At 72.0% G+C, this 24,359-nt stretch carries 21 protein-coding genes and 1 tRNA gene; 11 read left to right on the top strand and 11 right to left on the bottom strand.

What is annotated here, in order from left to right; translation table 11 throughout:
- Nucleotides 1-76: 76 nt before the first annotated feature.
- The 4 genes from AAFX79_09865 to AAFX79_09850 all read right to left on the bottom strand — a co-directional run bounded on the left by AAFX79_09865 (nucleotide 77) and on the right by AAFX79_09850 (nucleotide 6,211).
- Nucleotides 77-4,285: a hypothetical protein gene (locus AAFX79_09865; GenBank protein MEO1008864.1), complete on the bottom strand. Its 4,209-nt coding sequence runs from the start codon at nucleotides 4,283-4,285 to the stop codon at nucleotides 77-79.
- 178 nt (nucleotides 4,286-4,463) lie between these two features.
- Nucleotides 4,464-5,276: a transcription termination/antitermination protein NusG gene (nusG, locus tag AAFX79_09860; GenBank protein MEO1008863.1), complete on the bottom strand. Its 813-nt coding sequence runs from the start codon at nucleotides 5,274-5,276 to the stop codon at nucleotides 4,464-4,466.
- 123 nt (nucleotides 5,277-5,399) lie between these two features.
- Nucleotides 5,400-6,074: a preprotein translocase subunit SecE gene (gene secE / locus AAFX79_09855; GenBank protein ID MEO1008862.1), complete on the bottom strand. Its 675-nt coding sequence runs from the start codon at nucleotides 6,072-6,074 to the stop codon at nucleotides 5,400-5,402.
- Between the two features lie 63 nt (nucleotides 6,075-6,137).
- Nucleotides 6,138-6,211, bottom strand: a tRNA-Trp gene (locus AAFX79_09850).
- A 129-nt stretch (nucleotides 6,212-6,340) separates the two neighbouring features.
- Here AAFX79_09850 and AAFX79_09845 point away from each other — a divergent pair.
- Nucleotides 6,341-7,156, top strand: a complete 816-nt coding sequence (locus tag AAFX79_09845; GenBank protein MEO1008861.1) for an ABC transporter ATP-binding protein — start codon at nucleotides 6,341-6,343, stop codon at nucleotides 7,154-7,156.
- 24 nt (nucleotides 7,157-7,180) lie between these two features.
- On the opposite strand, the gene AAFX79_09840 is transcribed toward AAFX79_09845, so the two are convergent.
- Genes AAFX79_09840 through AAFX79_09830 form a run of 3 tightly spaced genes read right to left on the bottom strand, consistent with a single transcriptional unit; the run spans nucleotide 7,181 to nucleotide 9,933 of the window.
- Nucleotides 7,181-8,419 (bottom strand): PP2C family protein-serine/threonine phosphatase, encoded by a 1,239-nt coding sequence (locus tag AAFX79_09840; GenBank protein ID MEO1008860.1) that lies wholly within the window; start codon nucleotides 8,417-8,419, stop codon nucleotides 7,181-7,183.
- 51 nt (nucleotides 8,420-8,470) lie between these two features.
- Nucleotides 8,471-8,977 carry a DUF192 domain-containing protein gene (locus AAFX79_09835; GenBank protein ID MEO1008859.1) on the bottom strand — a complete coding sequence of 169 codons (507 nt, stop codon included), beginning with the start codon at nucleotides 8,975-8,977 and terminating at the stop codon, nucleotides 8,471-8,473.
- Nucleotides 8,956-9,933, bottom strand: a complete 978-nt coding sequence (locus tag AAFX79_09830) for a glutamate--tRNA ligase family protein (protein ID MEO1008858.1) — start codon at nucleotides 9,931-9,933, stop codon at nucleotides 8,956-8,958. Before AAFX79_09830 ends, AAFX79_09835 begins: the two co-directional genes overlap by 22 nt.
- A 147-nt stretch (nucleotides 9,934-10,080) precedes the next feature.
- On the opposite strand from AAFX79_09830, the gene AAFX79_09825 reads away from it, so the two are divergent.
- Nucleotides 10,081-10,386 (top strand): 4a-hydroxytetrahydrobiopterin dehydratase, encoded by a 306-nt coding sequence (locus AAFX79_09825; GenBank protein MEO1008857.1) that lies wholly within the window; start codon nucleotides 10,081-10,083, stop codon nucleotides 10,384-10,386.
- Between the two features lie 47 nt (nucleotides 10,387-10,433).
- On the opposite strand, the gene AAFX79_09820 is transcribed toward AAFX79_09825, so the two are convergent.
- From AAFX79_09820 to AAFX79_09810, 3 genes are all read right to left on the bottom strand, one after another.
- Nucleotides 10,434-11,039, bottom strand: a complete 606-nt coding sequence (locus AAFX79_09820; GenBank protein ID MEO1008856.1) for an HNH endonuclease — start codon at nucleotides 11,037-11,039, stop codon at nucleotides 10,434-10,436.
- A gap of 220 nt (nucleotides 11,040-11,259) precedes the next feature.
- Nucleotides 11,260-12,834, bottom strand: a complete 1,575-nt coding sequence (purH, locus tag AAFX79_09815) for a bifunctional phosphoribosylaminoimidazolecarboxamide formyltransferase/IMP cyclohydrolase (GenBank protein ID MEO1008855.1) — start codon at nucleotides 12,832-12,834, stop codon at nucleotides 11,260-11,262.
- 8 nt (nucleotides 12,835-12,842) lie between these two features.
- Complete coding sequence (locus AAFX79_09810; GenBank protein MEO1008854.1) at nucleotides 12,843-14,024, bottom strand: PQQ-binding-like beta-propeller repeat protein; 1,182 nt, start codon at nucleotides 14,022-14,024, stop codon at nucleotides 12,843-12,845.
- A 157-nt stretch (nucleotides 14,025-14,181) separates the two neighbouring features.
- Here AAFX79_09810 and AAFX79_09805 point away from each other — a divergent pair, with 157 nt between their 5' ends.
- From AAFX79_09805 to AAFX79_09785, 5 genes are all read left to right on the top strand, one after another.
- Nucleotides 14,182-14,820, top strand: a complete 639-nt coding sequence (locus tag AAFX79_09805) for a riboflavin synthase (GenBank protein ID MEO1008853.1) — start codon at nucleotides 14,182-14,184, stop codon at nucleotides 14,818-14,820.
- Entirely contained in the window at nucleotides 14,817-15,332 is a 516-nt protein-coding gene (locus AAFX79_09800) for a crossover junction endodeoxyribonuclease RuvC (protein ID MEO1008852.1), read from the top strand. The genes AAFX79_09805 and AAFX79_09800 overlap by 4 nt, the downstream gene beginning before the upstream one ends.
- 10 nt (nucleotides 15,333-15,342) lie before the next feature.
- On the top strand, nucleotides 15,343-16,806 hold the full coding sequence (locus AAFX79_09795) for a sigma-54 dependent transcriptional regulator (GenBank protein ID MEO1008851.1): 1,464 nt from the start codon (nucleotides 15,343-15,345) through the stop codon (nucleotides 16,804-16,806).
- Between the two features lie 186 nt (nucleotides 16,807-16,992).
- Nucleotides 16,993-17,115, top strand: coding sequence for a hypothetical protein (locus AAFX79_09790; GenBank protein MEO1008850.1), 123 nt, complete (start codon nucleotides 16,993-16,995; stop codon nucleotides 17,113-17,115).
- A gap of 219 nt (nucleotides 17,116-17,334) precedes the next feature.
- A complete protein-coding gene (locus AAFX79_09785; GenBank protein ID MEO1008849.1) occupies nucleotides 17,335-17,619 on the top strand; it encodes a hypothetical protein in 285 nt (94 codons plus the stop codon).
- A gap of 73 nt (nucleotides 17,620-17,692) precedes the next feature.
- On the opposite strand, the gene AAFX79_09780 is transcribed toward AAFX79_09785, so the two are convergent.
- Nucleotides 17,693-20,563, bottom strand: coding sequence for a phosphoribosylformylglycinamidine synthase subunit PurS (locus AAFX79_09780; GenBank protein ID MEO1008848.1), 2,871 nt, complete (start codon nucleotides 20,561-20,563; stop codon nucleotides 17,693-17,695).
- Nucleotides 20,564-20,620: 57 nt separating this feature from the next.
- On the opposite strand from AAFX79_09780, the gene rnhA reads away from it, so the two are divergent.
- The 4 genes from rnhA (at nucleotide 20,621) to AAFX79_09760 (ending at nucleotide 24,348) form a co-directional block, all read left to right on the top strand.
- Complete coding sequence (rnhA, locus tag AAFX79_09775) at nucleotides 20,621-21,079, top strand: ribonuclease HI (protein MEO1008847.1); 459 nt, start codon at nucleotides 20,621-20,623, stop codon at nucleotides 21,077-21,079.
- A 187-nt stretch (nucleotides 21,080-21,266) separates the two neighbouring features.
- The gene (locus tag AAFX79_09770; protein ID MEO1008846.1) at nucleotides 21,267-22,328 is read left to right on the top strand and encodes a PilT/PilU family type 4a pilus ATPase; all 1,062 of its coding nucleotides are present in this window, start codon (nucleotides 21,267-21,269) and stop codon (nucleotides 22,326-22,328) included.
- Nucleotides 22,329-22,404: 76 nt separating this feature from the next.
- Nucleotides 22,405-23,631, top strand: a complete 1,227-nt coding sequence (locus AAFX79_09765) for a type II secretion system F family protein (GenBank protein MEO1008845.1) — start codon at nucleotides 22,405-22,407, stop codon at nucleotides 23,629-23,631.
- 63 nt (nucleotides 23,632-23,694) lie between these two features.
- A complete protein-coding gene (locus AAFX79_09760) occupies nucleotides 23,695-24,348 on the top strand; it encodes a prepilin-type N-terminal cleavage/methylation domain-containing protein (protein MEO1008844.1) in 654 nt (217 codons plus the stop codon).
- Nucleotides 24,349-24,359: the final 11 nt, after the last annotated feature.

Below are 24,359 nucleotides of genomic sequence, written 5' to 3'. Positions count from 1 at the left end.
CCGGACGTACCTCCGGCGAGGCCGTACGAGAGCGAGTGTGCGGCCGCACGGCCGCTACGGAGCGTTCGAAGATGCTCTAGCCGCCGGGCAGGCGGAAGATGTCGCGGATGGCCTGGCTCGGGTCGAGGCCCTCGAAGAACTCGCGGCCCCGCCGCTCGATCAGCTGCTCGGGCGCGGGGGCCGTCGTCGTGCGACCAAACGGGCCGCTGGTCCGCCAGGGCACCATGGATGCGGCTTCCAGCCCGGGCACGGATCGTCCCAGCGCGCGGCCCAGCCCCATGCCGAAGCGGCCGGCGGCCTCGTCGCTGAGCGCCCCCAGCGGGATCCACGTGAGGATGTCCATCCGTCGCCCGACCAGGTCGATGGTGCCCTCGCTCTCGAGCGTGAACTCGCCCAGCGGCAGCTCGAAGGGCTCGTAGGCCACCACGCCCCGCTCCACGCGGGCCCGGATGGGCTGCAGACGGCGGCCGACGAGCCCCGCGTCCCGCCGGCCCGCGAGCTGGAGGATGTTGGCGAACGCGGGCGTCGTCTCGAAGCGGGCGGTGCCCAGCGCGAGCTGCCCCTGCGGCAGGTCCAGCCGCGCGAGGTCGCCGTCGAGCGGCACGGCGGCGTCGGTGAGCACCAGCGTCGCGGGCCCGTCTTCGGGCCGCTTCTCGAGGTGCAGCACCTGCGGGATGAGGCTGCCGAAGCGATCCGCAACATCCGGACGGATCATGTTTAGCGTCAGCACCGTCTGCTGGCCCGGCAGGCGGAGCACGCCGTCGTCGATGCGGCCATCGGCGAGCACCGCCGCCCGCGGCCCGCGGATGCTGGCGCGCACCGAGCCGCTTCGCAGCCCGCCGCCCCGCAGCACGGCGTCGTCGAGCTGCGCATCGAGCGTCGCCAGGTTGCCGAAGCCCTCCAGCAGCAGGCCGTTCGCACCCGCCAGGGAGTCCACCATGCCCACCGGGATCTCGTCGCCCCGCGCGACCAGCGTGGCCGACAGGTCGTCCATCGAGAAGCCGCCGCTCGCGCCCAGGCCGGCCACCACGCCCGAGAGGTCCAGCCGCCCACCGTTGGGCGCCACCGCGGCGGCATCGATCGCCACCACGCCCGGCCCGGTCCGGTGCGCCTCGATCCGCACGTCGTCCAGCCGCCCCGAGCCGCCATCGGCCCGCCGCAGCGCGACACCGTCGCCCGAAACGGTCGCCGCGAGGCGGAACAGCTGCGGGTCGAGCAGCGCCTCGCCAGCGGCCATCGCATTGCCCATCGCCAGCTCGCGAACCTCGATGGCAATGGGCGAAGCCGACGCAACGCCGAGGCCTAGTTCGCTCGCCATCCAGTCGGCGTCGGGCGACCACGCCAGCCGCACGGGCTCGGCGATCCGCATCGTGCGGGCCCCCGCCCGCAATTCGAGCGGCTCGGTCGTCTTCAGGCGATCCCCCTGCAGGTCGAGCGTCGCGGCCGCGAGCGCAAGCGCTCCCGCGTCGCCACGGCGGGCGACCATCCGGGCGTCGATCGATGCGGACCCCCCGAGTGCGCCGACCATCGACGGAGCCGACGCATCCAGGCCCGCCAGCGTCATGGCGGACGGCACGTCCACCTCGGTGGCCGTCGCCTCGAGCACGACCCGCTCGGCGTCGGGGGCGGCGGCCGTGGCCTGGATCGATCCGATCCGCTGGTCGCCCGGCGTCCAGGCCTCGGCCGACAGCCCTGCGCGCCAGCCCGGTTCCGCGGCGAGCGCGGGGCCGAGCGCATCCACCGTGCCGCGCAGCCCGCGGATCGACACGTCGCGCCGCACCGCCGCCCCCGCGTCGTCGGCGCCCACCGGCAGCCCACGCAGGCCGATGGGATCGGCAAACGCAAGCTCGACGGGAACCTCCTCGAGCGCCGCCCGCCACGCCGTGAGATTCGCCAGCTCGAGGGATGCCGCACCGGTCTTCGCCTCGTACCCCGCGGGCGCGGCGAGCGAGGAACCCTCCAGCCCCGCCAGCGGCGCGACGGCCGACCACAGCGCCGGCGTGATCTCCCCCGTCGCCACGATCGCGTTGGCGGCCAGCCGTCCGTCGACCATCCGCAGCTGCTCGGTGCGTACTCGGCCGTGTGGCCCGCCGGCAAAGAGCACGCCCTCGAACGCCCGCCCCTCCGCCGGCTCGCGGAGGGTCAGCCGCACGCTGGCCTCGGGGCCGATGGCGTCGGCGAGCCACCTCTGCAGCGGCCGGCCCGCGGCGTCGATGTCCAGCGCCCCGAGCGCCGTGGTGGCCGCCGACGCCTCGATCGTGCCGACGACCGCCGGCGGGTCGGTCAGCGTCGCGCCCGCGAGCGACGCGATCGCGCCCGCGCTGAGTTCGGCCGCCAGCGTCGCGGGGCGGCCATCGACGCCGCCTTCGATCGAGAGCGAGAGCATCGAGGCGTCCCGCGCCACGCCGAGCGTCGCCGCCAGCCGCTCCGATCGCACCGGGGGGCCGCCGGGCGGCACGATCTCGAAGCCGCCCGCGTCCAGCCGCAGTGCGCCGGTTGCGAGTGCCGGATCGAACCCCCCGCCGTCGATCGGCAGCAGGGCATCGAGAATCGTCAGCCGCACGTCGCCGTCGCCTCGAAGTGTCCATCCCTCGGGCAGCAATGGCGCCACGGCCATCGCGGGTCGTCCAAGGCGGATGCGCGCCGGCGTCGTGCCGATCTCGATGCCCCGGTCGGTCCACAGGCCGGCGACCTCCGCGTCGAGCGCCTTGGCCTGCACGCGGGCGGACACCTCTGGACGGCCGTCGTCGGCCACCCCCCAGCGTGCGTCCGCCGCCAGCACCGGGCCGGCAGCCTCGGCGAGCTCGATGCCACGCTCTCGCAGCGAGCGCAGCCATGGAGCCAGCGCGCCGGTGGGCAGACCCTCGATCGTGACGCTCCCGGCGGGAAACGCGCGGGCGAGCATCGCTCTTTCCAGCGCACCAACGGCGGCAAGATCCTCCACGCCGATGTCCACCTCGAACTCGACGCGGCCGGGCCGCTCGCCCGCGAGCGCGACGCCCGATCGCCCCGCGATGCGGGCCGGTCCCGCCGCCGAGCGATCCGCCTCGAGCGTGGCGCCCGAGAGATCCACGCCCACCGGACGACCGTCCGGGCCCGGCACCCGCAGCGTCGCGTCCTCGATCGCGACCGTCGCGCGGCCCGTCGCGGCATGCCACGCCGGCACGCCGCCGTCGCGGGGCACGCGGGCGGTCGCGATCGACAGCTCGACCATGCCCGCCCGCTCCAGGTCCACGTCGGGCGACGCCAGCACCAGCCGCCGCACGCTCGGCGACCGCAGGAAGGCGTCGGCGTCGAGCCGCAGCGTCGCGGGTGCGGCCAGCGCAATCGCGTCGTTGCCGCTCTTGGCGCGGAGGTCGACGCGCAGCGTATCGGATTCGGCGTCGACCACGGCGACGATCGGCGCCCCGCGGTCCAATTCGATCTGCACCTGCGCGTCGAGTCCGCCGGCGAGCGCGATCGCCAACGCGTCGCGGCCTGCGCCCTCCGGCAGCCACGCGGCGGTGACCGCGGCCAGTTGCGGCGGCAGGTCCGCGAGTCTCGCCGACGCCGTACCCGAGAGCGTTCCGAGATCGAGCTGCGCATCGAGCGCGACGACGCTCCGGCCCGGCGCCATCGCGGCGATCGACGCCGCGTCGATGCCCGCGGACGCCACCGTGCCGGTGCGCCCGTCGAAGGTCGCGCTCAGAGCGCCGCCGTCGAAGGCCGCATTGCCCGAGCCGACGAGCGAGACGCGCTCGCCGCCGGGCGGCGTCACGACCACGCGCAGGCCGTCGACCACGATCCGACGCACGGGCATCGCGTCGCGGGACGCGGGCGGCGGTGGTGGGGCCGCGGGGCCACGCGCGCCGCGGGACAGGCCGAGCGCCCGCTCGATGTTGGTCGTGCCGTCCTCGGCCACGACCACGTGGGCCCAGCCCTCGACGACCACGTCCTGCTGCACCACGCCGTCGAGCAGCCCCAGCAGCCCGCCACCGGTCGACGCGCGGAGACCGGCGATGGCGTTGCCGTCCGCGTCGTAGAGCGTCGCCTCGCCGACGCGCAGCCCGCCGAGCCACGAGAGCGAGGCGTCCCGCACCGCCAGATGGCCGGGGATGGGTGCGCGGGCGGCCAGCGTTGGCGCAAGCCGGCCGAGCAGCCAGGGACCGCTCGCGATGACGGCCACCAGCAGGAGAATCAGCGCACCGCCGAGCACCATGGCCCAGCGTCGCAGGCGCCGCCCGCGAGTCTTCGTGGTCTGTTCAGGCACCGCCTCGGGCACCGCCGGCGTCTCCCGTGTTCCCACCGTCCGCAGGGTACACAACGACGATGCGCCGGCGGTTCATTCCGTCGTGAAGCGTCTAGAGCAGATTCGACTCACGTGTGGCGTGTGCGTTCGTCCAGGCCCGCCGGATTCACTCCGGCGCGGCCGTACTAGAGCGAGTGTGTGGCCGGAGGCCGCTACGGAGCGCTCAAAAGACGCTCTAGCTCTCGTCCACCTTGGAGAGCTTCCACTCCTCGATCTCGATGGGCGTCTGGCGGCCGAAGATCGTCACGATCACCTTCACCAGGCCCTTCTCGGGCAGCAGCTCGTCGACGGTGCCCTCGTAGCCCTCGAAGGGGCCCTCCTTGATGGTGACGTGCTCGCCCTTGGCGAAGCTCATCCGCACCTCGGGCTCCTCGTCGGGCGCCTTGCTGCTCTGCTGGATCTTCTCGATCTCGTGCAGCTCCAGCGGCGTGGGCCGGGGCGTGCCCACGAAATCGCCCACGCCCGTGGTCTCCTTGATCAGGAAGAACACGTCCTGGGGGATGCGGCCGTCGTCCTCGAGCTTCATCTCCACGAAGACGTAGCCCGGGTAGAGCTTGGTCTCGGTCACCTTCATCTTGCCGTTCTTGAAGGTGCGGTTCTTCTCGGTGGGCACCAGGATGCGGCCCACGAACTCGGTCTTGTTCTCGATGGCCACCTTCCGCAGCAGCGTGTCGCGGACCGAGCTCTCCTTGTTGGAGGCCACCCGCAGCGCGAACCAGCCCATGCCCTCCTGCACGATGGGCTCGTCGGGCTCGGCCGGCGGCTCGGCCTCGGCGGTCTTGGTCTCGGTGGTCTTGGTCTCGGTGGTCTTGGTCTCGGTGGGTTCGGCCTCGGCCGGCTTGGGCTCGGCCGGCGAGGCCGGTGCCTCCGCCTCCCCGGCGGGAGCCGCGTCGTCGGCCGGCTGGGGACCCGCGGGCTCGGTCGGCGGCTCGGTCGGCGGCTCGGTCGGCGTTGTGGAGGTCTGCGTAGGGGTCTCGCCCTCGATCATGGCTGGCTCCGTCGCTGCGGCCCGCCGCCCGCATCTCGCGTGGGGGCTCCAGAGAGTGACAGCGGCCGCGGACACGCTCGCAGCGGTCCACGGCCGATCACAGTCATGATAAGGCTGGCCCGCCTAGCCGTCCAGCACGCCCACCTGGCGGAACACCGTGGCGAAGACGGTGTCGACCAGGAACAGGCAGATGCCCAGCAGCAGCGAGGCCCCGATGACCACCCAGGTCGACCCGATGACGTCCTTGCGGGTCGACCAGTTGACCTTCCGCATCTCGCCGTCGGTGGCGATCAGGAAGTCCACCGACGACCGCCGGACGGCCACGAAGTAGAGCAGCATCGACGCGCCCAGCAGCACGGTGACCAGCACCAGCCCGCCCTGGACGTAGATGCGGTCGACGATGGGCACGCCGCGAACGCCGCCGTCGATGGCCAGCTCGGTGCCCGAGGCGGTCCGCAGCGCCTGGACCTGCGGCCGCTGCACGCCCTCGTCCACCTGCATGTCCACGAGGGTGACCAGCCCGCCGCTGCCCCCGACCTCCACGGATTCGACCGCCGCCGTGCCCAGCGCGGGCCGCTCGCCGCTGACGGTCTGCCCGAGCAGGGTGACGGTGTCGCCCATCTCGACGCTGGCGTCGGTCGAGAGGTAGTTGGCGTTCCAGGCCCGGTCGGGCAGCGGGATGAGCACGCCCTGGCCGTAGAGCCAGGCCGCCGCGGCGAGCACGAGCACGCCGCCGAAGACCGCCGTCATCGCCCGGGTCCAATAACCCTGTCCCGGCTTGTACATCGCCAGTGCCATCGCCACCTCGCGTTCCGGCCGGATGTCGCCGGATCTGGATGCGGGGCCTTCGCCCCGCGCACGCACGCCAGGAGGGACTCGAACCCCCAACCTGCGGATTTGGAATCCGCTGCTCTGCCAAATTGAGCTACTGGCGTTCGGATTGTCGGGCCGCGACGCGATCCACCGGCGACGCGGCCCCGGACCAGGATGATTGGCACGCCGCCGGCGGCAAGAAAGTCCGCGTGGGGGCGAACCGATCTCGAACGCACCTGTACAGTTCGCCGATGCCGCCCGACAGCGCCCACCCCGACGCCCCACCGGCGGCCGCCCCCGCGGCCGGCCCGGAGAGCGCCGCCGGCCCCCCCGATGCCCGCGACGCCGTCGCCGAGCTCACCGATCTCTCCAAGGCCTACTACAAGCCGGACGGCTCGATCATGGTCGAGGCCCTCCGCGGCATCGACGTGCAGATCGGCCGGGGCGAGTACGTCGCCATCATGGGCGCCTCGGGCTCGGGCAAGAGCACCCTCATGAACATCCTGGGCTGCCTCGATCGCCCGACCGGCGGCCGCTACCTGCTCGCGGGCCGCGACATCCGCGAGATGACCGACGAGGAGCTGTCGCTGTTCCGCGGGCAGACCATCGGCTTCGTCTTCCAGGCCTTCAACCTCATCCCGCAGCTCACCGTCGAGGAGAACGTCGAGGTGCCGCTGTTCTACCAGGGCGTGGAGAAGGGCGAGCGCCGCAGCCGCGCCATCGAGAAGCTGGGGATGGTCGGCCTGGGCGATCGGCTGGGGCACCGCCCGCGGGAGCTCTCGGGCGGCCAGCAGCAACGCGTCGCCATCGCCCGGTCGCTCGTGGCCGACCCCAAGATCCTCATGGCCGACGAGCCCACGGGCAACCTCGATTCGCGCACAGGCGAGGAGATCCTCCAGCTCTTCGAGTCGCTGCACGCCCGGGGCATGACCATCATCATGGTCACCCACGACGACTCGGTGGCCGACCGCTGCGAGCGGGTCATCCGCCTGCGCGACGGGCTGGTCGAGACCGACCGGTGGCTCCGCACGCGGAGTGCTCCCGACGTCGCAGCAACCAGGAACTAAGGAGAATTGAGAGATCGGCGCGGGCTACGCCGCCCGCCGGCCCGCGCCGGACTCGGGCTGCGCCGCGATCGCCAGCACCGTCAGGTCGTCCCGCTGGTGCAGCGAGCCCGCCTGGCAGTCGACGCGCTCGGCGAGCTTCTGCAGCGCCGCGTCGGTGGTGCCCTGCCGGTCCTGGCCGGACCACGGCAGCGCCGCGAACTCGCGGAGGTACACGTCCGAGGCCGCCGCCTCGCCGCCGTCGGGGAAGGCCATCTCGAAGCCATCGCTGTACAGCACGAGCGTCTGGCCCCGCTCGAGCGTGAAGCTGGTCTGCTCGTAGGGCTCGCCCTCGAAGACGCCCAGCAGCGCCCCGCCGCTCTCGATGGGTGTCATGCCGTGCTCGCCGAAGAGCAGCGCCGGCGGATGGCCCGCGGTGCACAGCGTTACCTCGCGGCTGCGGACGTCGATGGTGCCGCACACCGCGGTCGCGAAGCGCGAGCGGCCCCGCTGGGCGCGCACGAGGTCGGCGTTGAGCGCGGTGATCGCCTCGGCGGGCGAGCGCGTGGCCGCCCCCGAGCGCAGGCTGCGCGAGATCACCATCGTCAGCAGCGCCGCGGGCACGCCGTGGCCTACCGCGTCGGCCACGAAGAACGCCAGGCGGTCGTCGTCGATCTGCGTGACGTCGTAGATGTCGCCGCTCACGTAGCTGGCCGGCCGGAACAGCGCCCCGCACTCCAGCCCCTCGGGCTGCGGCAGCTGGGCGGGCAGCAGCTCCTGCTGGATGGCCGCCGCCAGGTTCAGCTCCTCGTGCAGCCGATCCATCTCCTGCTTGGCGCCACCCTGGAAGCTGCTGAGGATCCGCAGCTCCCGCTGCAGCATGCCCACGGCCTCCTGCCTCGACGCCAGCGCCCGCAGCCCCTCGGCGATCTCGGCCGCCGCCGCGTCGCGGTCGATCGCCAGCAGACCGCCGCCCGAGACCTCTCGCCGCAGGTCGGCGTCGAGCGCTGGCAGCTGCACGTACCCGGCGATGAGCGCATCGCGGAGCATGTGCGCCAGCGCGACCACCGTGGCCCGCGGGGCGTGCTCGTCGAGTACGACCAGCGCGATGCCGCCCGGGGGGGCGTCGGCCTCGTCGTCCAGGAGCGCGTCGGCCAGGTCGGCGGCGTCCATCCGCCTGGGCTCGGGGGCGTCCGGGCCCCAGGTCCGCGTGATGGCCGCCCACAGCGCGTCTGCACGGTCCTGCGCGCCATCGCTCGCCGCGAGCGTGATCGAAGCCGTCGACACCGGGCGGACCTCCTCCGGACGGGCCCGCAGCGGCCCCCCGGAGGTATCGACCTAGCGGGCCATCCGCTGCAGCCGCTCCGCGTCCAGCTCGATGCGATCGCCCGGCTCCACGCCCAATTCGGCCAGCTTTCCGGACCTCAGCTCGATGGCAAAGAGGGCGGCCGCCCGGCTGGAGTACTGCGTCAGCCGCCTCTCGTACTCGGCGTCGCTCTCGCCCTCGTTCCTGGGCTGGATGGGCATCTCGTGCGTCGCCGTCACGGTCCCGAACTGGTCGAGGAAGGCGATGTCGATCGGCACCAGGCAGTCCCGCATCACGAAGCTGAGCGGCCGGGGCCTGGGGAAGACGAACAGCATGCCGCCGTCCTCCTCGATCAACTCCCGTCCCGACAGCCCGCGGACCCGCGTCGGATCGTCGGCGGCGATCTCCAGGAAGAAGACCTCGCCCTTGATCCGCACGGTCTCCACGTCGTTGGCGACCGCATCGGTGGGCGTGCAGGCGGCGAGCAGGCCCGCGAGGCCGGCCAGCAGCACCGCGATCAGGAGCGTCCGAGAAGCCATGCGTCGTCCTCCGGCGTGAATCGGGCGGGGTCCCTCGGCATCGTATCGAGGTCGAAGCGGGCCGCGAACGCCTCGAGGTCCAGCGGTTCGCGGGCCGGGCCTGGGTCCGGGTCCGGCACGCTCCACGACGCCAGCAGTCCCAGGATCCGCTCGGGTGGCACGCCGGCGTCGCGGTAGCGGACCAGGCGGCTGTCGCCGTGCCGCTTGGCGAGCCGGCGGCCGTCGGGCCCCACCACCAGCGGCAGGTGGGCGTACGCGGGGAGGGGCCCGATCCCCAGCGCGTCGTACAGGCACCTCTGCACCGCGGCCGAGGGCAGCAGGTCGTCGCCGCGAACGACGTGCGTGATGCCCTGGGCGTGGTCGTCCGCGACGACGGCCAGGTGGTACGCCGCCATGCCGCGCTTGGTCCATATGACGACGTCGCCCGCGTCGTCGAGGGGCCGATGCACGCTCCGTGCCGCGCAGGCGTCGTCGATCTGGACCTCGCGGTCGGGCATCACGAACCGCCAGTTGGTGCCGGCATCGCGGAAGGCCGCCGGCCTGAGGTCCACGGGCCGCATCGGCGGGGACGCCGGCGCGCCGCCCAGGTGCGGGGCCGACGCCGCCGCCTCGATCTCGGTCCGCGTCAGCGCGCACGGGTAGGCCAGGCCCCGTGCTGCTAGCTCGGCGACGGCCCCCATGTGCCGCTCGCGGTCCTCGCTCTGGAGGATCGGCCCCTCGTCCCAGTCCAGGCCCAGCCACTCCAGCACCTCGATGGTCTGGCCGATGGCCTCGGGCTTGACGCGGGGTCCGTCGAGGTCCTCGATCCGCAGGACCACCCGCCAGTCGCGCCGCCGCGCCAGGATCCAGTTGACCACGAAGGTGCGGGCGTTGCCCAGGTGCAGCGCCCCGGTGGGCGAGGGCGCGAGCCGGGTGGCCTCGCGCAAGGGCTGGTTGTTGGCGTCCTGCTGCATCATGCTGTGTTCAATCGGCGCACTCGAGCGCCGGGGCTGCCGCGCTCGGGCCGTGTTCGGAGCCCGGGCGACCATGGCGGACCGGCGGCTACCGTTGTATCCGGGCGGGGAGGATCCCGTCCGCCGAGCCGAGGATTGGAGCCACACAGGATGGACAAGCTCTCCGAGACCGAAGTCCAGGACCGCCTCTCGGGCCACCCCGAGTGGACCGAGATCAGCGGCGAGATCCAGCGGACCTTCGAGTTCGCCGACTTCCGGGCCTCCATGCGGTTCGTCAACGAGATCGCCGAGGAAGCCGAGCGCACCCAGCACCACCCCGACATCCTCATCCGCTATTCGAAGGTCACGCTGACCGTGTCCACGCACGACGCGGGCGGCATCACCACCAAGGACTTCGAGCTGGCCGCCTTCGCCGACCAGGCCTCGGGCAGCGCGACCGGCGCCGCCTCGACCTGAGCCACGCAGAACCAGGAATCCCGGCCTCGCTTCGTCGCGCCGCGGCGTCAGCGCACCTGGGGCAGAAACGCCGCCCAGGCGCTGTAGCGTGGCGCGCCGCGGCGACCCGCCAGCACGCCGCCCGGCGCGGGCCGGCGGGGCTTCTTGATCAGCGGCATGCCCGCCTCCGACGGCGTGCGATCGCCCTTGGCGGCGTTGCAGCGGATGCACGCCGTCACCAGGTTCTCCCAGCTATCGCCCCCGCCCCGCGCACGGGGCAGCACATGGTCCACCGACAGGTCCGACGTGCGGAAGTACCGCGAGCAGTACTGGCACTGGTGGTTGTCCCGCTCGAACACCGTGCGGCGGCTGAGCCGGACCTCCATGCGCGGTAGCCGGTCGTACTCGAGCAGCCGGATGACCCGCGGCACCGCGATCGACAGCCGCACGGTGCGGACCCAGTCGTGCGCCTCGGGCTCGATCTGCCGCTGCAGTTCGGAGAGTTCGACCCACGAGGCGAAGTCGTGGCTCGAGAAGCCCGCGCCCTCGACGTGCACGACCTCGGCCAGCTCCTTGCACAGAAGCGTGAACGCCCTCCGGGCGGAGATGACCCGGAGGGCGGCGTAGCTGCGGTTCAGCAGCAGGACGGGCACGTCGAGCGTGCACGCCCTCATGGTGCGGACGGCTGGTCGCCCGCTGCTGTACCTGCGTTGTGGGGTCCTCGCCGTACGCATCCGTGATTTCGCTTTCCGCCACGGATTTTCGGCCGGTTTCGCCCGCGATTCAACGGCGACAGCGCCAGTTTCGCGCGATCCGCACAACCCTGGGGGATCCCAAGGCCGTTCGAGAGCGAGCGTCGCGGCCCGAGGCCGCCACGGGCTGCCCAAGATCGCTCTAGTGGCGAAAGTGCCGCATGCCGGTCATCACGAGCGTGACGCCGCGGTCCTCGCACAGCTCGATGGTCTCGCCGTCCCGCCTGGATCCGCCGGGCTGGACGATGGCCGTGACGCCGGCGTCGATGAGGATTTCCGGACCATCGGGGAAGGGGAAGAAGCCGTCGCTGGCGGCCATGCCGCCGCGGGCGCGATCGCCCGCCTTGTCGGCGGCGAGCCGGCAGCTCGTCAGCCGATCCATCTGGCCCGCGCCCGCGCCGAAGAGCGCGACGCCGCCGTCGGTCCGCCCCCCGATGGCCACGGCGTTGCTCGTCAGCGCACGCGCGACGCACACCAGCGTGCGAGCGTCGCGCTCGGCGTCGCGCGTCAGCGGCGGGCCGGCGGCGTGCGTCCAGTCGCCGCCGGGCCTGAGCACGTCGGCTTGCTGCACGAGGGCGCCGCCCGGCACGGTCCGAAGCGTGCGCCCGGGCGTGGGCTTGGCAACCTCGCCGACCGCCAGCAGCCGGGTGTTCTTCCACCGCGCCCGCAGCCGCTCGAGCGCGGCCATCGTGAAGCCCGCCGCCGCGATGACCTCGAGGAACAGCCCGTCGGCGCTCAGCCGCTCGGCCGTCGGCTCGTCGATCTCGTGGCTGCACGCAACGATGCCGCCGAAGGCCGCGACGGGATCGCCGAGCAGCGCCCGATCGACGGCCTCGGGCATCCCGCCCGCCGCCGCCCCGCACGGGTTGGCGTGCTTGACGACCGCCGCCGCCACCCGGCCGCTGGCGTGCGCCATCGAGCGGACGAGCTCCAGCGCCGCCGACGCGTCGGCCACGTTGTTGTAGCTCAGCGGCTTGCCGTGCAGCGGCTCGACGCCCACCACGGTGGGGCCGGTGTGGCTGGGGTCGCGGTAGACCGCCGCCCGCTGGTGGGGATTCTCGCCGTAGCGCAGCTCGGCCATGCGCTCGAAGCGGGGCGCGAGCACGGGTGGAAAATCGTCATCGCCGCCGAGGTGCGCCGCGATGGCGGCGTCGTACGCGCTGGTGCGCGCAAAGGCTGCGGTCGCGAGCGATTCCCGGAGCGTCCTGGTGGTCCCGCCGTGGGCTTCGACCTCCTGCGCCACAAGCCCGTACTGCTCGGGGCTGGTGAGCACCGCGACGCGATCGTGGTTCTTCGCCGCCGACCGGATCATCGCGGGCCCGCCGATGTCGATCTGCTCGATCGCCTCGGCCCGCGAGACGCCGGGCTTCGACACGGTCTGCTCGAAGGGGTACAAGTTGACGCACACCAGATCGATGGGACCGATGCCGTGCGCATCCATCGCCGCCTGGTGCTCCGCGTCTTCCTGGACGGCGAGGATGCCGCCGTGCACCGCGGGGTGCAGCGTCTTGACGCGGCCGCTAAACATCTCGGGCAGGCCCGTGAGGTCGGCCACCTCGCGGATGGTGAGCCCCGCGTCCCGCAGCGCCCGTGCGGTGCCGCCGGTGGAGACGATCTCGGCGCCGCGGGCCGCCAGCGTGCGCGCAAGCTCGACGATGCCCGCCTTGTCGCTGACCGACAGCAGGGCGCGGCGGATCGGGCGGACGGCGTCGGGCACGCGGAGGATCAGGCGTCGGGCGTGAACTGGGCGACCAGGCCGCGATCGGTCACCATGTAGATGGGCCGATCGACCACGCCCTCGGCATCGATGCGGACGACGCCCGGCACGTCGATGCGGGCGAACACATCTCCCGTGAACAGGTCGACCTGGGCGATGGCCTCCGCCTCGGCGTCGAACACGATCAGCAGGTCGTCGCGGACGGCGACCAGCTCGCCCGAGACGTCCTCGGCCTGCCAGAGCACATCGCCCGTCCGCAGGTCGAGGGCGTGGAAGCCCGTCTCGCCCAGGTCGGCGTAGACGATGCCCTGGTGGACGATCGGCCGACGCGACAGCGGCGCCTCGGTGGGCACCCGCCAGAGGTGCTGGCTGCGTCCGGCATCGAAGGCCCACAGCGACTGGTCCTCGCTGGCGACGACGAGGTAGCGGTCGCCGCCGTCGGGCTGGGCCCCCGGCCCGCCGAAGAGCGCGTTGAAGCGGGCGCCGCCGCCGGCCTCTCGGACGCGGCTGCCGGTCTGTGGATCGAGGAACATGACGTTGCCGGTCTCGGAAACGATGCCGACGAAGCCGGCGTCGAGCAGCACGGGCTGGCTGCGGACGGGCCCGTCGATCTTGTTGTCCCACAGCGGGATGCCGTCGAAGCCGCCCGAGGGCAGCCACGAGAGGATCTGGCCGTCGCCGCACCCGAAGATGAGCTGCCCGTTCACGCGGACCGGCCCGGTGCTGACCTGGCGGGACAACGCCTGCCGCGAGACGAGGTCGCCCGTGAGCAGATCGACCACGAACAGCTCGGCCGACGAGTTGGCGTACACGAGGTTGCCCTCGCGGGCGATGCCGAAGAACGGCGTCGTCGCGGTATCGAGCTGGCGGGACCAGCGGAGGCGGCCGCGGTCCTCGACGTCGAGGCAGCTCAGCGTGGAGCCGCCCTCGAGCACCAGCACAACGTCGTCGGCAACGAGGGCGTGCTCGACGTCGCGGCCGCGGGTCACGATGGGGTAGCCCTGCCAGCCCCGGGCGTAGCCCAGCGTGCGCAGGTCGTCGGCCTCGACCCGCAGCGAATCGCTCTGGGCGCCGGGCGAGACCACGCCGGTGCTCGCGCAGCCGGCCGCGAGCACGCCGGCCGCCAGCAGGCACGCCGCGCCGACGCCGGCCGCTGCCCGGGCACGACGAGATTCGTTTCGAGTACGCATGCGTGGATGGCTCCCAGGGCGGGTCGCGGCCCGTACGGTTGCTGGTCGGAACGCGCCGCGCGTTCCGCCGCGGTTCGGCCGCGGAAGCCACAGTATCCGACGCCCGCCGCAGGGGGTCAAGGCGAGGCGGCGGCCGCCCGGCCGCGGGAGGGACGGCGTGTTCACGGGGCTGATCTGGCACACCGGGCGGCTGCTGTCGGCCACGTCCATCGACGCCGGCCGCCGGCTCTCGATCGAGGCCCCGGGCCTGCTGGCCGATCCGCCGCCGCAGCGCGGCGAGTCGATCGCCATCAACGGCTGCTGCCTCACGCTGGTCGAGCACGACGGCAACGCCCTGGCCTTCGACGCCGTCCCCCAGACGCTGGCCAACACCACGCTGGGCGGCCTGGCCGCGGGCGATCACCTGCACCTGGAGCGATCCTGCACGCCGCGGACGCTGCTGGGCGGCCACATCGTGCAGGGCCACGTCGACGGCGTCGGCGAGATCGTCCGCGTCCGCACCGATGGCGAGTGGCGGGCGCGGATCCGCCCGCCGGCGCCGCTCATGGAGTTCGTCGTGCCCCGCGGCTCGATCGCGGTGGACGGCGTGTCGCTGACGGTGGCCGAACTGTCGCCCGCGGAGGGCTGGTTCGAGATCGCGCTCATCCCCGAGACGCTCGAGCGGACCAACCTGGGCCGGCTGAACGCGGGGGGGCTCGTCAACCTCGAGTGCGACTGCATGGCCAAGGCGTTGATCCACTGGCAGAAGCACTACTCCCGCGATCCGGGCGATCGTGCCGACAACCACTCCCGATGAGCGTGCGCGTGCTCGGCATCGATCCCGGCTTGCGGCTGACCGGCTACGCCTGCGTGGACGAGCACGGCGGGGGCGAGCGGCTAGTCGAGGCGGGCGTCTTCCGCCTCACGCGGGGCGACGCCTCCCCCGACGGCCTGGCCCGGCGGCTCGTCGAACTCGAGCGGGACCTGTGCGAGCTGATCGAGCGGGTGCAGCCCGGGCTGGCCTGCGTCGAGTCGGTCTTCGTGCACGAGCGCTTCCCGCGGTCGGCCATCGCGATGGGCCACGCCCGGGGGGTCATCCTGCTGGCCGCCAAGCGGGCCGGGCTCGCGGTGCTCGAGCTGCCGCCGGCGGCCGTCAAGCGATCGATGACCGGATTCGGGCGGGCGAGCAAGGACCAGATGCGGCTGGCGGTGCAGGCCCGGTACGGGCTGGCCGAGCCACCCTCGCCGGCCGACGTCGCCGACGCCATCGCCATCGCCGCGGGCGGGCTGGCGCGGGCGGCGTCGCCCGGCGCCGCGGCGCTCTCGTAAACTGCACGCGATGGCCATCGCCGAACCCACCGACCGCAAGCTCGCCGCCCAGGTGCTCCTCGTCGAGGACGAGCCCGACCACGCCGACGTCATGGCCGATGCGCTGCGCAAGCCGGGCCACGTCTGTACCATCGTGGGCGGCGTGGCCGAGGCCATGGACGAGCTGCGGGGGGGCGCCTTCGACGTGATCGTCACCGATCTGCGGATGCCCACCTCCGCGGGCGTGGCGACGCTCGACGGCGCGACGGTCGACGCCGAGGGCGGCAACGCGGGCCTGCTCGTGCTCGCCGCCGCCCGCCGGCTGCAGCCCGATGCCGAGACGGTGATGGTGACGGCCCACGGCGACGTCTCGACCGCCCGCCGCGCCTTCAAGGACGGCGCGTACGACTTCATCGAGAAGCCGCTGGACCTGGGGGTCTTCCGCAGCCTCATCAACCGCGCCGCCGAGGCGGTGCTGCTGCGACACGAATCGGGCGAGCTGACCGACCTGGTGCAGCACGACGGCTTCGAGGGCATCATCGCGGGCAGCGAGCCCATGCGGCGGATCCTCAAGACCGTCAAGACGGTCGCGCCCAGCACCATCGCCGTGCTCATCACCGGCGAGAGCGGCACGGGCAAGGAGCTCATCGCCCAGGCCGTGCACCGCAACAGCCCGAGGGCGAACAAGCGATACGTCGCCTTCAACTGCGCGGGCCAGAGCGAGAGCCTGATCGAGGACCAGCTCTTCGGCCACATCCGCGGCGCGTTCACCGGGGCCGAGAAGGACCGCGAGGGCGTGTTCGAGTACGCCAGCGGGGGCACGCTCTTCCTCGACGAAATCGGCGACATGCCCATGAGCATGCAGGCCAAGCTGCTGCGGGTGCTCGAGACCGGCGACGTCGTCCGCCTGGGCAGCAACGACCCCCGCCAGACCGACGTCCGCTTCGTGAGCGCCACCAACCGAGACCTACAGGCGATGATCGCCCAGGGCACGTTCCGCGAGGACCTGTACTTCCGCATCAACGGCGCGCACGTGCACGTGCCGCCGCTGCGGGAGCGCCGCGAGGACATCCCCCGCATCGTGCAGCACGCCGCCGCCCGCTTCGCCGACGAGATGAAGCAGGCCACGCCCGAGGTCACCGACGCCGCGCTCATGCGGCTCACCGCATACCACTGGCCGGGCAACGTCCGCCAGTTGCTCAACGTCGTGCAGAACATGGTGGTGATGGGCGTGGGCGAGGCCGAGGGCGACCAGGCGGCACGCCTCGAGGTCCGCCACATCCCCGCCGAGGTCCGCGCGGGCGACGACGCCGACGCGGGCGAGGCGGGCGCCGCCGCCGGCACGCTGGCGGGCACCAGCCTCGAGCAGATCGAGAAGCGGGCCATCCGCGAGACGCTCCGCCTCACCGGCGGCAACCGCGAGCAGGCCGCCCGCCTCCTGGGCATCGGCGAGCGGACCCTCTACCGCAAGCTCAAGGAGTACGGGCTGCGGTGAGCCTCGCTCTCGATTCCTGCGGTGCCCGCGTGACCGGGCCGGCGTGTTGCCGTTCCGTGAATCCAGCGGGTCCGACCGGCCGATAGGGGTTGACCCCGTCGGCATTCGGGGTACCGTATCCGCTCTCGCGATCCGGTCCGGCCGGCCTGCTCCACGCGGGACCCCGGCCAGAAGAGGAGGCGTCCGATGATCACGACCATCAACACCATCCAGGTGCTCGGTCTCTCGGCCCTCGTCCTGCGCACGCCGGTGGATGCCGGCTCCGGCGTCGGGATCGACCGGACGCACGCCGGCCCGTACCAGGGCTAGCGGACCGGACGCCCGGGGCCGTCGACCGGCCACCCCGCACCACATCCCCCATCGTGCGTGATCGCGCCGCTGTTGCGTTGATCTCGCGCTGATCCGCCGCCGCCCGCCGCACCGCTCGCGCGTGCGTCGCCGCGTCGGCACCCATGACCACACCCCGGCGGGGCGATGCGGCGCGCGGTGCGTCCCTCGCCCGGCCGGCCAGCACGAAGGAGGGGCATCATGCTGCCCACCGGCTTGGTTCGCGTTGCGGATAGTTCATTCCATCTCACCATCGAGGCCCTGCTCCAGATGGTCCAGGTCGTCTCGGGGCTGGCGGCGCTGCGGGCGATGCTGCGGCTCGCTCGCTTCGTCGGGCTGCTCCGCCTGTTCAAAGCCGCGCTGGCGAGGGCCAACGCCCGGCTCGGGGTCGTCCGCCCGCTGCACGAGTTCAGTGCCAGCGAGCGGCGGCTGGCCGAGGGCGGGCTGCTGCCCAGCGAGCGGGGCGGCCCGCCGATGGTGTTCTAAGAGCCCGCGTGCTCGCGCACGCGACTCCGACGGAGCGCGCGATCGCCGAAGGGCGGTCGTGCGGATTTGCTCTCTACCAATCGAGCGTGCCCCGCCACGCGGCGGCGAGGTCTTCGACGGGGATCGTGACGCCCCCGACGCCGAGCACTCCCATTCCATCCAGGGCTGCAATCCGCCGATGGGGCACGTCCCCGAGATGGGGTGCGACATCTACGCCCGGTTCGATCTCGAGCAGGTAACGCGCTTGAGCCTCACCGAAGGGGTCGTCGAGAGATTCGACGCGAGCGCCGATCGGTGCTCTGGGCGTGCTCCCGGCGATCAGCATCTCGGCGAGTGCGCACAGCACGCCGCCGTCGCTCACGTCGTGCGCCGAACGCACCTGGCCGGCACGGATCGCCCGAGCAACCGCATCCGCGGCCGCCGGTCCGCGCTCGGTCCATGCTTCGGACGCATCGACCAGCACGATCTCGTTCCCCGCCCGCTTCGCGTCCATCGTCACGCACGTCGTGATATCGTCCACGATGCCCACGCCCGTGATCAGCAGCGTCGGCGGGATGCGGATGACCGTGCCATCGTCCAGGCGGAACTGGTTGTTGAGCGAGTCCTTGCCGCTGACGAACGGCGTGCGGTAGGCCTTCGCGCCGTCGTAGCAGCCGACGGCCGCCCGCACGAGGTTGCCCAGGCTGTCGGCGTCCTTCACGCCCGGCCAGCAGAAGTTGTCGAGGATGGCGATGCGGCCGGGGTTCGCGCCCACGCAGACAAGATTGCGGACGCACTCGTCGATGGCGGCGAGGGCCATCTGGTAGGGGTCGCCTCCGCGGGCGGGATCGCCCACGCGGGTCTGCAGGCCGCAGGCGATGGCGAGGCCCCTGCCCGAGCCCGGCACCGGTTCGATCACCGCGGCATCGCCCGGCCCGCGGCTGGCACCGTCGCCCGCGGGCGGCCCGACCAGCGGCTTGAGCACCGTGTTGCCCTGCACCTCGTGGTCGTACTGGCGGATGAGCCAGTGCTTGCTGGCAACGGACGGGTGCGCCAGCAGCGCGAGCAGCGTCTCACGGATGCCGCCCTCGCCCGAAGGAGCCTGAGCCGGCATGACCTCGATCGAAGGCAACGCGGCCTGCGCCGGATGCCAGCTGGCCTCGAGCGTCTCGCGGGGGATGCCGCCGTGCACGAAGTCCATGGGCAGCCGCCCGACCTCGTGGCCGTCGTAGCGCAGCACCAATTCGCGGTCGAGCGTGCCGAAGCGGCCCAGGTCGGCTAGCTCGACGCCCTCCTCGTCGCAGATCTGCTGGAGCGCCGCCACGCTGTCCTCGGGCACCGAGAGCACCATCCGCTCCTGGGCCTCGCTGATCCAGATCTCGGTGTAGCTCAGGCCGGCGTACTTGAGTGGCGCTCGGTCGAGGTGGACCTCGGCCCCGAGCTCCTCGCCCATCTCGCCGATCGCGCTGCTAAATCCGCCGGCGCCGCAATCGGTGATGGCGCTGAACAGCGGCGTGCTGCCAGCATCGCGGGCCCGCAGGATCGCATCGAGGACCTTCTTCTCCTCGATGGGGTTGCCGATCTGGACGGCGTGGCTGAACTCGTCGGCGTGCGTATCGGTCAGCTCGGCGCTCGAGAACGTCGCGCCGTGGATGCCATCGCGGCCGGTGCGCCCGCCGAGCGCGATGATGCGGTCGCCGGGCTTGGGCTTTCCGTCGACCTTATCGCGTGGGATGAGGCCGACGCAGCCGGCGAAGACCAGCGGGTTGCCGACGTAGCGCTCGTCGAAGTCCACCGCGCCGTTCAGCGTGGGGATGCCCATGCGGTTGCCGTAGTCGCGGACGCCGCGGACGACTTCCTGGAGCGTGCGCCTCGGGTGGATGCAGCCGGGAGGCACGTCGGACAGATCCGGCGGGGCCACGCAGAACACGTCCGTGTTCGCGATGGGCTTGGCGGCCAGCCCGGTGCCGATGATGTCGCGGATGCACCCGCCGATGCCGGTCGCCGCCCCGCCGTAGGGCTCGATGGCGCTGGGGTGGTTGTGCGTCTCGACCTTGACGCACACGCCGTAGTCGGCGTCGAAGGCGATGACGCCCGAGTTGTCGTGGAAGACCGAGAGCGTCCAATCCAGGCCGCCCTCGATCAGCTCGTAGGTGGCGGCGGCGACGGTGTTCTTGAGCAGGTTCTCGATGGTGACGCTGCCGTCGGCGTTCCGGGTCACGCCGGGGCGGTTCGACCAGTCGATCGTGTCGTCCGCGGGCCCGGCGTAGCGGTAGTCGCTCTTGAGCGTCTTGTGCACGCAGTGCTCGGACCACGTCTGGGCGAGCGTCTCGAGCTCGATGTCCGTGGGCTCGCGGCCGAGCGACTCGTAGCGGCGCTGGATGGCGCGCATCTCGCCCAGGCTCAGGAAGAGGTGGCCCTCGCGGCTGAGGCGTTCGAGGCCGGCGTCATCCAGGCCGCGCAGCTCGACGCTGACGGGCCGCAGCTCGTAGGGGGTGCCGCGCGGCAGGCTCTCGGGGTGGAACCGCCCGGCGTGCAGCCCGTGCACCACCGGGTTGTAGAGCAGCCTGTCGGCGATGGCGCGGCCGGCCTCGGCATCGACGCCCTCCAGGTCGTAGCGCATCCCGGTGGACACCCCGACGTCGACGCCCAGGAGCTCGGCCACGGCTTCTCGGACGGACTGGGCCGCCGGATCCATGACGCCCGGGAGCGGGTGGACCTCCAGCGTGACGCCGCCCTCCGGCGCCGCGCCGTCTTCCAGCCGCTCGGTCACGGGGTGGACGAGCAGGCCCTCGCCGATGGCGAGCCGCTGGTCCTCGGACAGCTCGCCCTCTAAGAGGTAGACCTTCGCGGTCCGGACGCGGCGCAGCGTGTAGCCCAGCCGGGCGGCTTCCCGGACCAGGCGTTCGGCCCGCGGATCGCCGGCGACCGCGGCGGGAGCGACTTCGAATCGGTGGGTGCTCACCGGGAAGCCTAAGCGTCCGAGAACGCCTGTTGCGAGCGCGGCGCGGTACCATCGGCCGTGGCCACCGATGCGCGCACGACCGTGGAGCTGTACACCGATGGCGCCTGCTCGGGCAATCCGGGGCCGGGCGGCTGGGCCTACATCCTCAAGCACCCCGCCAGCGGGACGGAGAAGACCGAGAGCGGCGGCGAGGCGGCCACCACCAACAACCGCATGGAGCTGACGGCGGCCATCCGCGGTCTCGAGGCCCTGGGCCGGCCGTCGATCGTCGAGCTGTTCTCGGACTCGCAGTACGTCATCAACGGCCTGGAAAAGTGGATGGTCGGCTGGAAGAAGCGGGGCTGGACGACGGCCGACAAGAAGCCGGTCAAGAACCAGGACCTGTGGGTCCGCCTCGACGAGCTGATGGCGGTGCACGAGCTGCGCTTCCACTGGGTCCGCGGGCACAGCGATCACCCCGAGAACGAACGGGCCGACCGGATGGCGGTCGCGGCGCGCGACGAGGCCGGGGCCTAGCCCATCCCTTCGCTCGCTGCGGCGGCGTTCCCGGACGCCGCCCGGTGGCTATCGGCCCCGCGGCCGCCCTGCACCCGCACAACCGGACTGCCTTGCGCCCTCCACGCGGCCGGCGCGACGAGCGCCGCTGGCCGCGGGGTCGATGACACCGCAGCGGCAGCCCGCGGGGGGCTCAGAACACAGGGGGATGCGCGTGGACCTGCACGAGATTCTCAAGACCGCCAATACGGCGAACGCGTCGGACATCCACCTCGTCGCGGGCCAGCCGCCCGTGATGCGCGTCAACCAGGTGATGACGCCGATGGACTTCCCGGTGATCTCCCCCGACACCGGGCGGGCGATCCTCGAGGAGATGGCGCCGCCCGAGTCCATCGGGATCTTCGATCGCCAGAAGGACGCCGACTTCTCGTACGAGATCGAGAACCTGGCTCGCTACCGCGTGAATGCGCACCTGCAGCGCGGCCAGGTCGGCCTGTGCCTGCGTGCCATCAAGACCAAGGTGCCGCCGCTGACGGCGCTCAACCTGCCCGAGGTCATCGCGCGGCTGACCTACCTGCCCCGCGGCCTGGTGCTCGTGACCGGCGACACCGGCTCGGGCAAGTCGACCACGCTGGCGGCGATGATCCAGGCGATGAACGAGCGGTACCGCAAGCACATCATCACGCTCGAGGATCCGGTGGAGTACACCTTCCAGAGCGACCATTGCCTCATCGAGCAGCGGGAGCTGGGCCAGGACATGCCCACGTTCTCCAGCGGCCTGAAGCACGCCCTGCGGCAGGATCCGGACATCATCCTGGTCGGCGAGATGCGCGACCTGGAGACCACGGCGCTCGCCATTAGCGCGGCCGAGACCGGCCACCTCGTGCTCAGCACGCTGCACACCGTGAATGCGAGCCAGACGGTCGAGCGCATCATCGACATGTACCCGGCCGGGCAGCAGAACCAGATCCGCTCGATGCTGGCCAACACGCTGCAGGCGGTGGTGAGCCAGACGTTGTTCAGCCGCATCGACGAGCCGGGCATGGTGCCGGCGGTCGAGACGCTGCTGTGCACGCCGGCGGTGCGCAACCTGATCCGCGAGAACCGGACCTTCGAGATCCCCAACGTGATCGACACCAACCGCTCGATCGGCATGTCGAGCCTCGATGCGTCGATCGCGGAGCTGTACTTCAACGGCATGATCTCGAAGGAGGACGCGGTGGCGCAGGCGGCATATCCGGACAAGCTGGAGCGTCAGCTGGTCGCGTAAGCAGGGGTGACGCTCCGGCGGCCGGTGGCGGCCACGGGGCTCGGCGGCCGGTGCGCCGCGGGGGGTGGAGGCCAGCATGCCGAACTACCGCTACCAGGTCAAGAGCAGCGCGGGGCAGATCCAGGTGGGGGTGCTGTCGGCCGACAGCGTGCAGACCGCCGCCACGGTGCTCCGCAACCAGGGGCTGCACATCCTATCGGTCAACCCGGTGGGCGGTGGCATCCAGCGGGCCCAGGTGCTCGAGAAGCTGGCCGACCTCAACTCGGGCAAGCCCAACCAGAAGCACGTGCTGGAGTTCACCACGCAGCTGGCGGTGATGATCCGGGCGGGCATCAACCTCCGCAGCAGCCTGGAGGGCATCGCCGACCAGACGCAGCACCGCGGCTTCCGCAAGGTCATCCAGCAGCTCAAGACCGACGTGGAGAGCGGCAAGAGCTTCTCGGAGGCGCTCGCGCGGCATCCCAAGCTGTTCGGCCCGCTGTACATCAACATGGTGCGGGCGTCGGAGATGGCCGGCTCGTTCAGCCAGATGCTCGATCGCATCGCGGGCTACATCGCCCAGCAGATCGAGACCCGCAAGATGGTCGTGGGGGCGGCGATCTACCCGGGCATCATCGGGACCATGGCCGTCGGCGTGACGGTCTTCCTGCTGACCTTCGTGCTGCCCAAGTTCAAGGCGGTGTTCGAGGGCAAGGAAGACGCCCTGCCGGCGTCCACCAAGTTCCTGATGAACCTCAGCGCGTTCATGCAGGAGCAGTGGCCCTTCATCATCGCCGGGCTCTTCGGCGTGGGCATCGCGCTGTTCCTAGGGCTGAAGACCGAGCCGGGCGGCCTGCTGGCGGATCGGCTGAAGCTGACGCTGCCGGTGCTCAAGAACATGTTCCGCTCGCTGTACATCAGCCGGAGCCTGCACACCAAGGGGCAGCTGATCAACGCGGGCGTGCCGATGCTCGACACGCTGGCGATCACGGGCGACATCTCGGGCAACCGGCTGTACAAGGCGATGTGGCGGAACGTGTACGTGGCCGTCAAGCAGGGCAAGAAGATCAGCCTGCCGCTGAGCAAGACGACGCTGCTGCCGCGAGCGGTGGTGCAGATGATCAGCGCGGGCGAGGAATCCGGCAAGCTGGGCGAGGTGCTCGACGAGGTGTCGGTGTACTACGCCAAGCAGCTGAAGGACCAGATCAAGGCCGTGACCAGCCTGATCGAACCGATCATGATCATCGTCATGGGCGGCATCGTCGGCTTCATCGCCATGGCCATCATCCTGCCCATCTTCCGGATGAGCCAGATCGTGGGCTAATCGCCGCACGGTTTGGAAGTTCGAGGCTGAGGGGCCGGCGTTCGGCCCGGCGGAGGTCTTCCCGTGCGAGCAACGCGACGCAACCGACGCGGCTTCACGCTCATCGAGACGGCGCTGGCCACGGTCATCATCGGCGTGGGCGTGGTCGCGATCGTGGAGGCCTACCAGGCCTTCATCCGCAGCAACCACTGGTCGAGCCACGCGGCCACCGCCACGTTCCTGGGCAACGAGATCCGAGAGCTCAGCCAGCCGCTGCCCCGGCACGATCCGGTGACCGGGCTGGCGGGCCCCGACGACTGGGGCCCCGAGGACGGCGAGGTGCTCGTCACCGACTTCGATGACCTGGACGACTTCGACGGGCTGAGCTTCGCCTTCGACGGCACGCCGGGCTTCATCGACGACGGCGACCTGCCGGGCCCGGTCGACGCCTTCGGCGTGTTGATCCCCGAGATCTTCGCCGACGGCACCGTGATGCTCGACGACGACGGCGACCCCGTGCCCATGGCGGGCTGGACGCAGACCGTCCGCGTCGTGAAGGTGCACCCCACCGATCCGACGTGGGAGCTAGCGCCCGACTACGAGGAGGCGCCCGGTGGCGGCTCGCGGGGCATCGCGATGGACGAGTTCCCGCTCAAGGTAGAGGTCACCGTGAGCTACGCCGGCCCGTTTGCGAGCGGGCCGACGGAGATCACGCGGGTGGTGTGGGTGGTGCCGTAGGCATGCAGGGC

It is taken from the genome of Planctomycetota bacterium (genome assembly GCA_039819165.1).
In the GTDB taxonomy this organism is placed as follows: domain Bacteria; phylum Planctomycetota; class Phycisphaerae; order Phycisphaerales; family UBA1924; genus JAHCJI01.
This window is presented reverse-complemented; position numbering and strand designations above follow the sequence as displayed.

What these genes read in the sequence shown, in the direction of transcription:
- AAFX79_09845 (MEO1008861.1), top strand. Translation starts at nt 6,341, where the DNA reads ATGCCGCCCGACAGCGCCCACCCCGACGCCCCACCGGCGGCCGCCCCC.
- AAFX79_09825 (MEO1008857.1), top strand. Translation starts at nt 10,081, where the DNA reads ATGGACAAGCTCTCCGAGACCGAAGTCCAGGACCGCCTCTCGGGCCAC.
- AAFX79_09765 (MEO1008845.1), top strand. Translation starts at nt 22,405, where the DNA reads ATGCCGAACTACCGCTACCAGGTCAAGAGCAGCGCGGGGCAGATCCAG.
- AAFX79_09785 (MEO1008849.1), top strand. Translation starts at nt 17,335, where the DNA reads ATGCTGCCCACCGGCTTGGTTCGCGTTGCGGATAGTTCATTCCATCTC.
- nusG (MEO1008863.1), bottom strand. Translation starts at nt 5,276, where the DNA reads ATGATCGAGGGCGAGACCCCTACGCAGACCTCCACAACGCCGACCGAG.
- AAFX79_09835 (MEO1008859.1), bottom strand. Translation starts at nt 8,977, where the DNA reads ATGGCTTCTCGGACGCTCCTGATCGCGGTGCTGCTGGCCGGCCTCGCG.
- AAFX79_09810 (MEO1008854.1), bottom strand. Translation starts at nt 14,024, where the DNA reads ATGCGTACTCGAAACGAATCTCGTCGTGCCCGGGCAGCGGCCGGCGTC.
- AAFX79_09770 (MEO1008846.1), top strand. Translation starts at nt 21,267, where the DNA reads ATGCGCGTGGACCTGCACGAGATTCTCAAGACCGCCAATACGGCGAAC.
- AAFX79_09830 (MEO1008858.1), bottom strand. Translation starts at nt 9,933, where the DNA reads ATGATGCAGCAGGACGCCAACAACCAGCCCTTGCGCGAGGCCACCCGG.
- AAFX79_09790 (MEO1008850.1), top strand. Translation starts at nt 16,993, where the DNA reads ATGATCACGACCATCAACACCATCCAGGTGCTCGGTCTCTCGGCCCTC.
- secE (MEO1008862.1), bottom strand. Translation starts at nt 6,074, where the DNA reads ATGGCACTGGCGATGTACAAGCCGGGACAGGGTTATTGGACCCGGGCG.
- AAFX79_09820 (MEO1008856.1), bottom strand. Translation starts at nt 11,039, where the DNA reads ATGAGGGCGTGCACGCTCGACGTGCCCGTCCTGCTGCTGAACCGCAGC.
- AAFX79_09800 (MEO1008852.1), top strand. Translation starts at nt 14,817, where the DNA reads ATGAGCGTGCGCGTGCTCGGCATCGATCCCGGCTTGCGGCTGACCGGC.
- AAFX79_09795 (MEO1008851.1), top strand. Translation starts at nt 15,343, where the DNA reads ATGGCCATCGCCGAACCCACCGACCGCAAGCTCGCCGCCCAGGTGCTC.